13 protein-coding genes are annotated in these 13,858 nt (G+C 67.8%); 10 read left to right on the forward strand and 3 right to left on the reverse strand.

The genetic code is table 11. The annotated features are described in order from the left end of the window. The first annotated feature begins 16 nt into the window (after nt 1–16). From grpE to ACXIZN_RS34175, 8 genes are all read left to right on the forward strand, one after another. A complete protein-coding gene (gene grpE / locus ACXIZN_RS34140) occupies nt 17–502 on the forward strand; it encodes a nucleotide exchange factor GrpE (protein ID WP_192747223.1) in 486 nt (161 codons plus the stop codon). Then, complete coding sequence (locus tag ACXIZN_RS34145; RefSeq protein ID WP_257483474.1) at nt 499–2,334, forward strand: dynamin family protein; 1,836 nt, start codon at nt 499–501, stop codon at nt 2,332–2,334. The genes grpE and ACXIZN_RS34145 overlap by 4 nt, the downstream gene beginning before the upstream one ends. A gap of 92 nt (nt 2,335–2,426) precedes the next feature. After that, nucleotides 2,427–3,146 (forward strand): DUF6802 family protein, encoded by a 720-nt coding sequence (locus ACXIZN_RS34150; RefSeq protein ID WP_457959077.1) that lies wholly within the window; start codon nt 2,427–2,429, stop codon nt 3,144–3,146. 396 nt (nt 3,147–3,542) lie between these two features. Then, the gene (locus ACXIZN_RS34155) at nt 3,543–5,366 is read left to right on the forward strand and encodes a phosphoenolpyruvate carboxykinase (GTP) (protein ID WP_457959078.1); all 1,824 of its coding nucleotides are present in this window, start codon (nt 3,543–3,545) and stop codon (nt 5,364–5,366) included. An 86-nt stretch (nt 5,367–5,452) separates the two neighbouring features. After that, complete coding sequence (locus ACXIZN_RS34160) at nt 5,453–6,325, forward strand: LLM class F420-dependent oxidoreductase (RefSeq protein WP_457959079.1); 873 nt, start codon at nt 5,453–5,455, stop codon at nt 6,323–6,325. Beyond that, nucleotides 6,322–6,927 carry an ABC transporter ATP-binding protein gene (locus ACXIZN_RS34165; RefSeq protein ID WP_257483471.1) on the forward strand — a complete coding sequence of 202 codons (606 nt, stop codon included), beginning with the start codon at nt 6,322–6,324 and terminating at the stop codon, nt 6,925–6,927. The genes ACXIZN_RS34160 and ACXIZN_RS34165 overlap by 4 nt, the downstream gene beginning before the upstream one ends. Beyond that, complete coding sequence (locus ACXIZN_RS34170; RefSeq protein WP_457959080.1) at nt 6,921–8,168, forward strand: DUF6297 family protein; 1,248 nt, start codon at nt 6,921–6,923, stop codon at nt 8,166–8,168. Before ACXIZN_RS34165 ends, ACXIZN_RS34170 begins: the two co-directional genes overlap by 7 nt. 76 nt (nt 8,169–8,244) lie before the next feature. After that, nucleotides 8,245–8,820 carry an EndoU domain-containing protein gene (locus ACXIZN_RS34175; protein WP_457959081.1) on the forward strand — a complete coding sequence of 192 codons (576 nt, stop codon included), beginning with the start codon at nt 8,245–8,247 and terminating at the stop codon, nt 8,818–8,820. On the opposite strand, the gene ACXIZN_RS34180 is transcribed toward ACXIZN_RS34175, so the two are convergent. Beyond that, on the reverse strand, nt 8,817–9,092 hold the full coding sequence (locus tag ACXIZN_RS34180; protein ID WP_126737409.1) for a helix-turn-helix domain-containing protein: 276 nt from the start codon (nt 9,090–9,092) through the stop codon (nt 8,817–8,819). The genes ACXIZN_RS34175 and ACXIZN_RS34180 overlap by 4 nt on opposite strands. Nucleotides 9,093–9,296: 204 nt before the next feature. Next, nucleotides 9,297–10,913 (reverse strand): alpha/beta hydrolase, encoded by a 1,617-nt coding sequence (locus ACXIZN_RS34185; protein WP_126737408.1) that lies wholly within the window; start codon nt 10,911–10,913, stop codon nt 9,297–9,299. 203 nt (nt 10,914–11,116) lie between these two features. On the opposite strand from ACXIZN_RS34185, the gene ACXIZN_RS34190 reads away from it, so the two are divergent. Continuing rightward, nucleotides 11,117–11,395, forward strand: a complete 279-nt coding sequence (locus ACXIZN_RS34190) for a DUF3311 domain-containing protein (RefSeq protein ID WP_185927414.1) — start codon at nt 11,117–11,119, stop codon at nt 11,393–11,395. Then, a complete protein-coding gene (gene mctP, locus ACXIZN_RS34195) occupies nt 11,392–13,035 on the forward strand; it encodes a monocarboxylate uptake permease MctP (protein ID WP_457959082.1) in 1,644 nt (547 codons plus the stop codon). The genes ACXIZN_RS34190 and mctP overlap by 4 nt, the downstream gene beginning before the upstream one ends. Nucleotide 13,036: 1 nt before the next feature. On the opposite strand, the gene ACXIZN_RS34200 is transcribed toward mctP, so the two are convergent. Continuing rightward, complete coding sequence (locus ACXIZN_RS34200) at nt 13,037–13,657, reverse strand: hypothetical protein (RefSeq protein ID WP_457959083.1); 621 nt, start codon at nt 13,655–13,657, stop codon at nt 13,037–13,039. Between the last annotated feature and the right edge of the window lie 201 nt (nt 13,658–13,858).

Here is a 13,858-nt window from a genome sequence, read left to right on the forward strand (position 1 = left end):
ACGGGGGTCGATTCGGGTGGGTGCCTGGCTGCGCAAGAAGGCGGTCGAAGACGTGAATCCGGACGACGTGCCGACCGGCCAGATCTCCGCGGCGATCATCGCCGAAGCGGACGGAGAGACTTCGCCGTCGGAGGGAACCGAGGCCGTCGAAGCCGCGTCGAACACCGATGTGGAGTCCACGACCACGGGTCCGGCCGACCTCGAACAGGCTCTCGCCGACAGGCAGGCGCTGATCCAGCTGTGCCTGTACGCCCTCGATCGCGCGCGCAGCGGCGGCGTCGTCGAGCGGCTCGAACACGGTCTCGCCGGGATCGGCGTCCGTGCCCTGCGCCCGGACGGCGAGCGGTTCGACCCCGCCGTGCACGAGGCCGGCGGCGCGGTCGCGACCGAGGACCCGGCGCTCGAAGGGCTCGTCGCGGAGACCGAGGTGGTCGGTTTCGCCGACCACGAGCGGGTCCTGCGCGCGCCGATCGTCATCGTCTACGCGAAGAAGGCCCAGTGACCGCTCCGAGCGCGGCGGCCAACCTTCCGGCGGTCGTGAAGAGCACCCGCGAACAGCTGCTCACCGTCGTCCGCGAAGCCGACCCCCAGGCCGCGAAATGGGTCGAGGACATCCGGAAGGCGCGGCCGAAGAAGCCGTCGGTCGTGGTGGTCGGCGAGACCAACCGCGGCAAGAGCTCGCTCGTGAACGCGCTCCTGTCCATGCCGGGACTGTCCCCTGTGGACGCCGACGTCGCCACCGCGACGTATCTCGTCTTCGAGCACGCCGAACAGTGGTCCGCGCAGGCCTGCTACCCGGGCCAGCTGGCGCCGGTGCCGATCAACCTGAACGACCTGATCCACTGGGTCTCGGCCGCGCACGAGCTGCCGGAGGGGCAGATCCCGCCGCGCTACGTCGAGGTCTCCGGCCCGGTCCCGCTGCTCGAACGAGTGTCCATTGTGGACACGCCGGGCGTCGGCGGGCTCGACTCGATGCACGGTGAGCTGGCGAAGGAGGCCGCCGCCGGCGCCACCGCGCTGCTGTTCGTCGTGGACTCGTCGTCGCCGTTCACCGCGCAGGAGCTGCAGTTCCTGCACGACATGGGCGAACGCGTCGAGACCGTGCTGTTCGCGCTGACCAAGACCGACCAGTTCCGCGGCTGGCGCGAGGTCCTCGAAGCCGACCGGCGGCTGCTCGCCGAGCACGCCCCCCGGTTCGCCGACGCGGTGTTCCACCCGGTTTCGGCGCGCATGTTCGAGACGGCGGCCAAGGCCCCGAACGAGCAGATGGCCACGATGCTGCGCGAGAAGGCCGGGATCGCCGCGTTGCAGGGCGCGCTGCAGGAGATGCTGGTCGGCCGCTCGGCGATGCTGGGCGAGGCCAACACCCTGCGCGCGTTGTCGAGCGCGCTCGGCGAGCTCAAGGCGAAGCTGCAGGCGGAAAGCCGCGCGCTGTCCGCCGGTGAGGCCGAGGCCGAACAGCTGCGCCAGCGCCGTGACGACCTGACCACCGAGCGCCGGTCTTCGACGCGGGGCTGGCAGCTGAAACTGCGCGCGGAGATCCAGCGGACCCGCGTCGAGGTCGGGCACGAGACCAGCAGGCAGATGCGCGACGCGTCGACGCATTTCCGTCAGCTGATCGACGGCGCCAAACGGGACGCCCTCGCCGCGCTGCCCCAGCAGGTCGACATCGCGTTGCAGACGACGTCTCAGCGGATCTCGATGCTGCTCTCCCAGCGGCTCAACCAGGTCACCAACGTCGCGCTTTCGGAGCTGTTCTCGCCCGAAGAGCTCGAAATCATCCGCGGCCAGTTCGCCAGGGCGGGCGGCCCGCCGGTCGTGCTGCGGCCGCCGGACAAGAAACCGCCGACGGCCGAGGACAAACTGCTCATCTTCATGGGGGTTTCCGGTGGCCTCGGCGCCGGGAAGGTCGCGGCCCTGCCGCTGGCGGGCGTCGCGATCCTGAACCCGGTGATCCTGCCCGCCACGATCATCATCGGCCTCGGTGCCGGCTGGTGGATGGCGCGCACCCGCAAACACGCCTCCGACAAGCAGCATATGAAGCAGTGGCTGGTCGAGGCGATCGCCGACGCGCGGTCCACGCTGGACCAGCTCGTCGCGGAGCAGCTGATCGAGGCCGAACAGCAGCTTTCGATGGCGCTCGACGAAGCCCTCGGCCGCCGCATCGACGCGATCGAGGCGGAGCTGAAGGAAGTCGACAAGACGATCAAGATGGGCGCGCAGGAACGGGCGAAGAAGATCTCGGTCGTCGCGAAGCGCCTGAAGGACGTCTCGGACGGCCGGGACCGCGCCGAGGCACTGCTCGGTCGCATTCGGTCACTGCGCGACGCCTGACCCGGGTGGGTCCTGTTGTGGACCGGAACCGAACCGGCCTACGGTGAGTCATAAGCTTCGACACACCAGCAGGTCAACGAGGGGGTTATCCCATGTGGGTCGACGAGAGCGGCGGCACGGACACCGAGTCGGGCTCCACCGAAGCGGTCACCGTCCACGTTGACGGCGAGGAGTACCAGGCCGAGCTCAACTACGACCTCGACAAGGACGGCGTCAACGACGCCGCGGTCATCCAGCACGAGGACGGCACCGGCCAGGCGTTCGTCGACACCGACGGCGACGGCGAAGCCGACCAGTACGCGGTGCTCGACGAGAACGGCAAGGTCGTCCAGGAGGCGATCTACGACGAGGCCTCCGGCTCCTGGGTCGAGGCCGGTGGCGGCGGCAACGACGACGGTTCCGACGCGGGCACCAGCGGCACCATGCACGCCGACATGCCCAGCGGCGACGTCGAGGTCGGCCCGCCCACCATCGACACGGACGGTGACGGGACCCCCGACACCGCCGTCGTCCAGACGGAGGACGGCCGCACGATCGCCTTCACCGACAAGGACGGCGACGGCAGCGCCGACATCGCGGTGGAAACCGACGCCTCCGGCAACTCCAAGACCTACGAGCACACCGGGCCCGGCCAGTGGACCGAGGTCGGCAGCGGCGTGGTCAACAACGACATCGGCGCGGCCTTCGCGAACGTCCCGGCGGCCGGAGGTGACCCGGCGGGCGACGCGGCGTGGGGTGGCGCGGGCACGGAAACACTCGAAGGTGTGGCGAAGATCGATTCCGCCACCGGTCAGTGGATCAGCCCCAACTGATTCCCGAAATGGCCTGGACCAATACAAGAATGGTCCAGGCCAATTCGAAGAGATCATTCCTGTAATCCTGGTCACAGAACAGCCCGGTACGAGTCCTCGTGCCGGGCTTTCTCATGTCCGATTCGTCCGGCCGCTGTGCCATCGGTCACCGGAAGAATTTCTGCGTATGGCCCATTCCGGTGATACTGAATCGATTCCCTTATCGTTCTTGTGAGAGAACCGACAGGTCAGCTCTCGGTTACCTGCCGGTCATCCGGCTACTCTCGGGGAATCCCAAAACCTGCACACCGGCCTTCCCGCCGGTGTGCGAAGCCATTCGGTCGCCGGCATCGAAGCCCGCATCGGAACAGCGTCGTTCCCGGTGTGGGCTTCTGCCGTCGGAAGTCAGGAGTAGAGATGACCGCAGTCGCCATCCCTGGACTGGAAAATGCGCCGACGACGCACAGTGGCGTGCTGTCCTGGGTCCGGGAGGTCGCCGAACTGACCACTCCGGACCGCGTGGTGTGGGTCGACGGGTCCGACGAAGAGGCCGCCCGGATCAACGCCGAGCTGGTCTCCGCCGGCACGTTCGTGCAGCTCGACGCGAAGCCCAACTCGTACTGGGCCGCTTCCGACCCGAATGACGTCGCCCGCGTCGAAGAGCGCACCTTCATCTGTTCCGAGAACGAAGACGACGCCGGTCCCACCAACAACTGGATGGACCCGGCCGAGATGAAGGCCACGATGACCGAGCTGTACCGCGGATGCATGCGCGGTCGCACGATGTACGTGATCCCCTTCTGCATGGGCCCCCTCGGAGCCGAGGACCCCAAGCTCGGCATCGAAATCACCGACTTCGCCTACGTCGTCGCCTCCATGCGCGTGATGACCCGCGCCGGCAAGGCCGCGCTGGACAAATTCGTCACCGAGGACGGCACCGAGCGCGAGTTCGTCCCCGCCCTGCACTCCGTCGGCGCGCCGCTGGAGCCGGGCCAGGAGGACGTCTCGTGGCCGTGCAACACCACCAAGTACATCTCGCACTTCCCCGAGACCCGCGAGATCTGGAGCTACGGCTCCGGCTACGGCGGCAACTCGCTGCTCGGCAAGAAGTGCTACTCGCTGCGCATCGGCTCGGTCATCGCCCGCGACGAGGGCTGGCTGGCCGAGCACATGCTGATCCTCAAGCTGATCTCGCCCGAGGACAAGGTCCACTACGTCGCGGCGGCGTTCCCGAGCGCCTGCGGCAAGACCAACCTCGCCATGCTGCAGCCGACCATCCCCGGCTGGCGCGCCGAGACCCTCGGTGACGACATCGCGTGGATGCGGTTCGGCGAGGACGGCCGCCTCTACGCGGTGAACCCCGAGTTCGGCTTCTTCGGCGTCGCGCCGGGCACCGACTGGCACACCAACCCCAACGCGATGCGCACCATCGAAAAGGGCAACACGGTCTACACGAACGTCGCGCTCACCGACGACGGCGACGTCTGGTGGGAGGGCATGGGCGAGAAGCCCGCGCACGCCACCTCCTGGAAGAAGCAGGACTGGACGCCGGAGTCGGAAGAGAAGGCCGCGCACCCGAACTCGCGCTACTGCACGCCGATGTCGCAGTGCCCGATCCTCGCGCCCGAATGGGACGACCCGCAGGGCGTGCCGATCTCGGCGATCCTGTTCGGCGGCCGCCGCAAGACCACGGTCCCGCTGGTGAACGAGGCCCGCGACTGGCAGCACGGCGTGTTCATGGGCGCCACCATGTCGTCGGAGACCACCGCGGCCGCCGCCGGCGCGGTCGGCAACGTGCGCCGCGACCCGATGGCCATGCTGCCGTTCCTCGGCTACCACGCCGGTGACTACTTCAAGCACTGGCTGGACCTCGGCAAGAACGCCGACGCGGACAAGCTGCCGAAGATCTTCTACGTCAACTGGTTCCGCCGCGGCGACGACGGCCGTTTCCTGTGGCCGGGCTTCGGCGAGAACTCGCGGATCCTGAAGTGGGTCATCGACCGCGTCGAAGGCAAGGGCAACGCGAAGGAGACCCCGGTCGGTTTCGTGCCGAACGCCGAGGACCTCGACACCGACGGCCTCAAGGAGCCGCTGGCCGACATCCAGGCCGCGCTCGACGTCTCCGCCGAAGAGTGGCGTCAGGAACTGCCGCTCATCGAGGAGTGGTTCGAGAAGATCGGCGACAAGGTCCCGGCTTCCCTGCGTGACGAGCTCGACGCGTTGAAGCAGCGCCTCGGCTGATCGCCCGAACGTAGGAGATAGGCCTCATCCTCGGAGTCATTCCCGAGGATGAGGCCTTCTTCTTTCTCGCTCGGTACCGTGGCGGCATGGTCAAATTCGGCGTCAACATGGTCGTCCCGGAGACCCGTGCGGCGTGGGTCGAGAAGTGCCGCAAGGCCGAGGACCTCGGATTCGACGTGATCGGCGCGGCCGACCATCTCGGAATGGCGCCGCCGTTCCCGGCCCTCGTGCTCGCCGCCGAGGTGACGACTCGCCCGCGGCTCAACACCTTCGTCATCAACACCGCCTTCTACAACCCGGTGCTGCTCGCCCGCGACGTCACCGGCACGGACCAGTTCACCGAGGGCAGGCTGGAGCTCGGCCTGGGGGCCGGTTACGTGAAAGCCGAATTCGAAGCGGCGGGAATGGAGTTCCCCCGCGCCGGAAAGCGCGTCGACCATCTCGAAAACACCATCAAAGAGCTCAAACGGCTCTATGCCGACGTGAACCACAAACCACCGACGGTGCAGAAGCCGGGCCCGCCGCTGATGATCGCCGGCCGCGGCGACAGGCTGCTCACCCTCGCCGCCGAACACGCCGACATCATCGGATTCACCGGCACGGCGGCCGTTCCCGACGGCGGAGCGCTCGCCGTCGAGGACGCTGCCGGAATCGAAGAGCGGGTGGATTTCGTCCGCGGAAAACTGAACGGACGCGAGGCCGAACTCAATATCCTCTCGCATTTCGTCGCCGTGGTCGAAGATCGGCGAAAGGGTTTGGAGAGTCTGCGGGAGCTGCTCGACGGCAAGTTCACCGTCGACCAGCTCGCCGAACTTCCGACGGCTCTGGTCGGTACTCACGAGGAGATCGCCGAACAGATCCTGGCGCACCGCGAGCGGTTCGGTTTCACCTATTTCACCGTGCTGGAGCACAACATGGACGCGCTCGCACCGGTGATCGAGGCGTTGCGCGGCAAATGATCGACGTACGAGGGCTCGGCGTGCAGGCCGGGGAGCATTGGCTGTTCGACGGACTCGACTTCGAGGTGGAGGCGGGCGAATGCGCGGTCATCGTCGGCCCCAACGGAGTCGGGAAATCGACCCTGCTGCGATGCCTGTACGGGACGCAGGCCCCGCAGAGGGGCCGTGTCGTCGTCGCGGGCGGTAAACCCGACGAACGCGACGTTTCCTTCCGCCGCAAGGTTTCCGTGCTATTCGACGATTCCGACTTCTTCGCCGAGCTGACCCCGCTCCAGCATCTCGAACTGCTGGAGGGCTCGTTCGGGGCCGATCTCGGCGATTTCGACGCGCTTCTGGCGGATGCGGGGCTTTCGGAACGCGCGAAGGTCACGGCGGGCAAGTTCTCTGCCGGGCAACGCCGCCGTCTGCTGCTCCTCGGCGCGACCGCGCGGCCGCACGACGTCCTGCTGCTCGACGAGCCCGAACGGGCGCTCGATGCCGCCGGGAAGGAATGGCTGACGTCGTTGATCAAGCGGTCGACCGACGCCGGGGCGGCCGTCGTCGTGGCCACGCACCATCCCCCGCTGCTCGAAGCGGCCGACTCCACCCTTGAGCTGTGGTGACCACGAAAGCCCCCACACACGTCCCGGGACGACAGCGATTCGGCGGCCTGTTCAACGGCGACTACCAGACCTTCCTGGCACTGTTCGGTTTCGGCGCGCTGTTCACCGCGTTCCAGAACCTGCCGAAGCTCCGGGAATTCCTTTTTGGACAGTCCGTTGTGGACTTCCCGGCGGTGTTCGGGCTGCTGATCGTGCTGTGCGCGATGTTCTGGCGCGGCCTGCTGCGCCGGGGTTTCGTCTGGGCCGAGCCTGCGGTACTGACGTGGATGGACTTCGCCCGCGTCGACAGGCGCCGTGTCGTCGTCAAGCGGATGTGGACGCTTTGGGCCGGGCTGGTCCTCGTGGTCGGCTACACCGGGGCGCTGGTCACCGCGATCGGCGGCGGCTCGAAGGACGTGTGGATCGCGATGTCGGCGTTGACCGCCTCCGGCGCGATCCTGGCGGCGGTCACCGCACGGCGGACGGCGATCCGCGGGGAAACGCTCGCGCCGGTCGTGCTCGCCGTGGCCGGTCTGGCGTTCGCCGCCGCGGGATGGGGCCCGATCGCCGTCGAGGTACTGGCCGGCGCGCTGTTCGTGGTGGCGGTCGCGATGGCCTTCGGCGGCGAGCCGATGTCCGGGGTCGGCCGTCAGGAACTCGTCGACGGCTGGAACGCGCGGCTCCTGCGGGCGATGGCGGCCGTCTTCATGGACCCCATGCTGCTGATCCCGGAGTCGAAGCCGGTGCCGTGGTTGTCGTTGCGGCGTCCGACGACGCCGCGGCTCGCGTGGGCCGGGGTGCTCGGCCGGATGCGCTACGCGGCGGCCAGTGTGGTGATCGCGTGCCTGGTCGGCGTCGCGCACCTGGCCTTTCCGGCCATCCCGGCCGCACCGCTGTTCGCGCTCGGCGCGTACGCGGCGCTCGTGCCGTTCGTCGGCGGGCTCGGCGAACTGTGGCGCAACCCTGGCCGCAGGCGCTGGCTCGGCGCGTCCGACTGGGAGTTGCGGCTGGTCAACGGCCTGGTGATCGCCCTGCTCGGCCTCGTCTGGGGGCTCCTGCTCGGCCTGGTGACGCTGACGCTCGGCGTCTCCCCGGCCTGGCCGGTGTGGCTCGCCATCCCGCTCGCCGTCGTCGCCGCGGCGCGGACGGCGACCAGGCCGCCGATGAACTACGACGTCAGCGGTGGGGCCGCCGGGTTCCAGGCCCTGCGGGGAGTCGACGTGCTCGCGGTCGGCGCCGTCTTGCTCAGCGTGTTCGCCTGAGGTCACCCGTTCCCGCGTTCGGATCATCCGAATACTCCGAACGCGGGTTACCCTCGATGCGACGAAAGGAGCACGAGTGGGCGGCGGGCACGCACCGGGAAAGGGACGGCGGGCGACCAGCGAGTTCCCCGCGGGCTGGACCGACGAGCAGATCATCGCGGTGATCAAGGACGTCGCCAACGATCCGAGCGAACCCCGCCGCAGAATGCACAACGGCCGCTGGCGGTGCGCCGGCGAACGGTACGGCGTGCACCTGATCGTGCTGGTGGAGGACAACGGCAACGTCAAGACGGGCTATCCCGTGGCGGGGCCAGGCGTGGTCCGCAACCCCGACACCGCCGCCGACCCGGCGAACCCGACCGTCGCCGACCTCGCCGCCGGCCGGATCAGCTTCTTCGGCGACAGCCTCCTCGACCAGATCGGCGACCGGATCGCGCCGGACGTCCTGGCCTTCTACCGCACCTTGCACTGGTCGGGTGAGTGGGAAGAGCTGGCCGACGTTCTCGTCGCGCACGCGCTGAACGAGAACCTGCGGCTGGGCGTGGACGAATATGCCACGCTGGAAAGCCTGCTGAACAGCTTCGACCTGCCGATCGACGGCTTCCTCTACCTGAACGACCGGGCACACGCCCTGGCCGTCCTGCGCCCCTAGCTCGCTTCCGCGACTTGTTCGCCGCCGCCCTCGGCGGCCGCCCGCAGCGCGTCCAGCGGCAGCCCGACGGCGTCCGCGATCGCCATCACCGTGAAGAAGGCGGGCGTCGGGATCCGTCCGGTCTCGATCTTCCGGAGCGTCTCGACCGAGATCCCGGCCTCCGCCGCGACCTCGACCATGCTCCGCGACGACGCCGCGCGCGCGTCCCGGAGCGCCAGGCCCAGCCGCTCGCCGCGTTCACGTTCCTCGTCCGTCAACGGCACTCGCACCATGGTGCCAATACTAATACCGGTCCAGCCGGATTCCCGAGTTACGCCTCCGATCACGCGAGTTACGCCTTCAAGCACGCGAGTTCCGAGTTTGTCCCCACCGAGTTACCCCCAGCCTGTGGACAACTCTGTGCACAGGTCGTGGACAACCCCAAAGAAAGGGCCCCGCCGAGCCGGAACTCGACGGGGCCACAATCCCTAGTGGCTTCAGGCGCCCGCGGGCACCGGAAGTGGGAGTCCGGGGAGGCTCTGGTCGTTCGGCACCTTGCCGTCGACGAGGTAGTCCTCCACGACCTTGTCCACACCAGCGTTGCCGCCGGCGTAGATGCCGTGGTCACCCTCACCGGTCACGGTGATCATCCGCGAGCCGGCGAACGCGCGGTGCGCACGGGTCGCACCCTCGAGCGGGGTCGCGGGGTCGTTCACCGACTGGACGATCAGCACCGGCGGGACGCCGCGGCCGTCGAGCCTCGGCAGGTCGACCGGCTTGTTCTTCCAGAAGATGCACGGCTGGATCAGCCAGCCCGCGCCCAGCAGCGGCAGATCGCGGTCGATCAGCTTCTGCGACTGCCGGATCACGCTGTTCCGGTTGCCGTACCACGGGCCCTCGTTGCAGGGGATGGACCAGAAGCTGGCGTTGTAGGAGTCGCCGTCGGTCGGGACGAACAGCGGCTGCGGGCCGATGACGCCGTCACCGTCCACCGTCTCCGCCTTGACCTTCTGCGCGGCCGAGGCCTTCTGCTGCTGCGTCGAGGTGCCCTCGGTCAGCGTCTTCAGGTTGACCAGGTAGTCGGCCAGCGCCGTGAAGTTGCGCTTCGAGTAGAGGTACGACGCGATGGTCGAGTCGAGGGCGTTGGCCGAAACCGGGACGCCGTCCACCTCGACCGGGTTCTGGGTCAGCGCGAAGCGGACCTTCTCGTAGGTCTGGCGCGCGGCTTCACCGGTCTTGCCGAAGCCGTAGACCTTGTCGTACTTGCCGATCCACGGCAGGAAGTCCTGACGCCAGCGGCGCTCGAAGCCGAGCGGCTGCCAGTCGAACGAGTTCTGCCAGGTGGTGGTGAACTCGGTCGCGGAGTCGAGCAGGAAGCGGCCCGTCCGGGTGGGGAACTGCTGCGCGTAGTGCGCGCCCATCCAGGTGCCCGCCGAGTAGCCGACCCAGTTGATCTTGTCGCGGCCGAGCAGGACACGCAGCAGGTCGATGTCGCGGATGGTCTGCGCGGTGTTGATGAGCGGGCCCAGCTCACCGGACTTCACCTGGCAGGAGTCCGCCGCGTACTTGGTGGCGTCCAGGATCAGGTTGAGGTTCGCCCGGCTGCGGTCGCGCGGGTCGAGGTCCGAACCGGTGCCGATCGCGTTGCCGCAGGTGATGTTCGTGCTCTTGCCGGTGCCGCGCGGGTCGAGACCGATGATCTCCTGGTGCGCGCGGAGCTTCGTCTGGTTACGCAGGCGAGCCGGGAAGTTACGGCCCGGAGCACCGGGGCCACCCGGGTTCGTGATGACGCTGGCCGTCGCCTTGCCGCTGGTGGCGGCGAGGCGGCTGACGGCGATCGTCAGGTCGATGTTCTCGTTCGTCTTGTACCAGTTACGCGGCGCGCGGTAGGTCGCACACTCGATGTTCTCGGCCCCCGGAGGCGGCGCGGACGGCAGCTCGCTCGCGGTGCACTTGTGCCAATCGAGCTTCTGGTCCGCGTACTTCGCCGGAATGTTGGTGGAGTTCAGCGGCTGCTGCCCGGCAGCCTCCGGCCCTGCGAACGCAGGCGTGAACCCGGCCAGCATGGTGCCGGCGACAGCCGGGATCACCACCGCATAGCGGAGTTTCTTCATCCGATGCCCCTTTGATCATGCGTGCGAAGTTCCTGTTCGCGACTGCGGCTATTGATATCCGCCGGGGCCCGGGACGGCAACCGCCCTTCGTCGGATGAGGCGTCGCTGATCAAATCGATATCGGGCGCGCGTGACCCGGACGGGGGAGAGGTTCTAGGGTCATCGGGACCATCCGGGGGTACGGGAACGTTAGGTGAGGTCCGATGGTGTCAGGTAAGGCAGACGGGAAGGTGAGGGGTTTTCAGTTCAGCCCCTGGAACCTCCTGTTGATCATCCCGTTGCTGGTGCTGATCACGTCCTTGTTCAATTCGGACGGTCCCCGGCTGTTCGGGATGCCGTTCTTCTACTGGTTCCAGTTCGTGTTCGTCGCGGTCGGTGTCCTGTGCACCTGGATCGTCTTCGTGATGACCAAGGACAAGCCGACCAGTGAGCGTCCCGACCGGCTGTCCGTGGACGAGCTCGACGAGGGGGACGTCAAGTGACCAACATCCAATGGCCAGAGCTGATCATCTTCACGATCCTCTTCGCGGTGGTCACCGTGCTCGGCTTCGTCGCGTCGCGCTGGAAGGCCGGCAACACCCTCGACCATCTGGACGAATGGGGTCTCGGCGGCCGCAAGTTCGGCTCGTGGATCACCTGGTTCCTGCTCGGTGGTGACCTCTACACGGCCTACACGTTCGTCGCGGTCCCCGCGCTGATGTTCAGCGCCGGCGCGATGGGCCTCTTCGCGCTGCCGTACACGATCATCGTCTACCCGATCGTGTTGATGCCGGCGCTGCGCATGTGGTCGGTCTCGCGCGTCCGCGGCTACGTCACGCCCGCCGACTTCGTCCGCGGCCGGTTCGGTTCGCCGACGCTGGCGCTGCTCATCGCGATCACCGGCATCATCGCGACCATGCCGTACATCGCGCTGCAGCTTGTCGGCCTCGAAGCCGTGCTGCGGACGATGGGCATCAACGGCTCCGGCATCGTCGGCCACCTGCCGCTGCTGGTCGCCTTCATCATCCTGGCGGTCTACACCTACCAGTCGGGCCTTCGCGCGCCCGCACTGATCGCGTTCGTCAAGGACATCCTGATCTACCTCGTGATCATCGTCGCGATCATCTACCTGCCCTCGAAGCTCGGCGGCTGGTCGGAGATCTTCGACGCGGCCGACGCGAAGTTCGACAAGACGCCGTCGCAGGCGGACGGCATCCTGCTCAACGCGAACAACCAGTTGCAGTACGCCACGCTGGCGCTCGGTTCGGCGCTCGCGCTGTTCCTGTACCCGCACTCGCTCACCAGCGTGCTCGCTTCGCGCGGCCGCAGCGTGATCAAGCGGAACATGGTCGCGCTGCCGGCGTACTCGCTGGTGCTGGGTCTGCTGGCGCTGCTCGGCTACGTCGCGATCAGCGCGTCGGTCTCGCCGATCACCAACAACGCGACCGGCAAGCCCGACACGAACACCGTCGTCCCGGTGCTGTTCGACACGCAGTTCTCATCGTGGTTCGCCGGGATCGCGTTCGCCGCGATCGGCATCGGCGCGCTGGTGCCCGCGGCGATCATGTCGATCGCGGCGGCCAACCTGTGGACCCGCAACATCTACAAGGAGTACATCAAGAAGAACGCGACGCCGGGCGAGGAAGCGAAGCAGGCCAAGCTCGCTTCGCTGATCGTGAAGTTCGGCGCGGTGGCGTTCATCCTGTTCATCGACCCACAGTTCTCGATCGATCTGCAGCTCATCGGCGGTGTGCTGATCCTGCAGACGCTGCCCGCGGTCGCGATCTCGCTCTACACGCGGTGGTTCCACCGCTGGGGCCTGATCGCCGGCTGGGTGGTCGGCATCGGCTGGGGCCTGGTCATGCTCTACAACATCCCCAACCCGGCGACCGGCAAGGCGCATTTCGGTGGCTCGGCGCTGAAGCTCGGCGATCTGTCGATCTTCGGCTGGCATCCGCTCAGCGGCTCGCAACTGCAGATCTACGTCGGGTTCGTCGCGCTGATCGCGAACCTGCTGATCGCCGTGATCTTCACGGTGATCGCGCGGCGGCTGAAGGTCTTCAACGGCACGGACGACACCGAGGCCGCGGACTACCACGCCGACGAGCACGACAAGGATCTCCGCGAAATCGGCGTCCACTGAGTCAGCTGTGGGAAGGGGCCGCGTCCTGCCGGGACGCGGCCCTTTTCGTCGCGGCGTTCGCGGCGAGATAGAGCACGAGCCCGTTCAGCAGGTGCCAGAGGAAATGCGTCCCGGCGGGGAAGTTGCCGCAGACGGTGTGGTCGGCCGTGCGGAACGAGAGGGACACGCCGAAAACGCCCGCGGCGAGCGCGAACCTGCGACGGTCTTCACCCTTGAGGATGACCGCGAAGATCGCGAGCCCGATCAGCGCCGAGAGGTACAGCCCGCCGCCCAGTGACGCGACGACGGCGGTGAAGGCGAGGAACACGGGGATGCCGAGCCAGGCCAGCCGTCGGCGGACGCCGAAGAACACGTGCGGGAACACGGCGGCGTAGTACAGAACGAACACCAGGATGAAGCCGGTGTCCGCGGCCGCGGACCAGCGGGTGGCGAGCAGATGGAACGCCGTGCTGCCGAGGAACACCAGCCCGATGAGGGCGCCGAACACGCGGCCCTTCGGCTGCCGCCAGATCGCGATCGCCGCGATCAGGAACGCGAGATTGCTGAGGCTGTTGAGCGGCTCGCCCCAGAGCCCGGGGGCGAGGCGTTCGCAGTAGCCGTCGACGTACGCCGTCCAGTTCACTCCCACAGCCAACCCTGCCCGCGTGAACTGCGGATGTCTTCGACGTCGCTGGCCGACAGGTCGCGAAAGCCACTTTCGGGACATCAGGCGTCGCGAAAGTGGCTTTCGCGACGCCCCCGTCCGCCGTCGTCGCCCCTCACCCACTTGTCCACACCCACCCACCGTTGTGGACAACTCGCCCCCGAACCCCTCCGCTCCCGC

The sequence above is a fragment of the Amycolatopsis sp. TRM77291 genome (assembly GCF_054166285.1).

Bases quoted from the DNA above. Each gene is read 5' to 3' on its own strand.
- ACXIZN_RS34160 (WP_457959079.1), top strand. From the start codon at position 5,453: ATGGTCAAATTCGGCGTCAACATGGTCGTCCCGGAGACCCGTGCGGCG.
- ACXIZN_RS34185 (WP_126737408.1), bottom strand. From the start codon at position 10,913: ATGAAGAAACTCCGCTATGCGGTGGTGATCCCGGCTGTCGCCGGCACC.
- ACXIZN_RS34190 (WP_185927414.1), top strand. From the start codon at position 11,117: ATGGTGTCAGGTAAGGCAGACGGGAAGGTGAGGGGTTTTCAGTTCAGC.
- ACXIZN_RS34180 (WP_126737409.1), bottom strand. From the start codon at position 9,092: ATGGTGCGAGTGCCGTTGACGGACGAGGAACGTGAACGCGGCGAGCGG.
- ACXIZN_RS34150 (WP_457959077.1), top strand. From the start codon at position 2,427: ATGTGGGTCGACGAGAGCGGCGGCACGGACACCGAGTCGGGCTCCACC.
- ACXIZN_RS34165 (WP_257483471.1), top strand. From the start codon at position 6,322: ATGATCGACGTACGAGGGCTCGGCGTGCAGGCCGGGGAGCATTGGCTG.
- ACXIZN_RS34155 (WP_457959078.1), top strand. From the start codon at position 3,543: ATGACCGCAGTCGCCATCCCTGGACTGGAAAATGCGCCGACGACGCAC.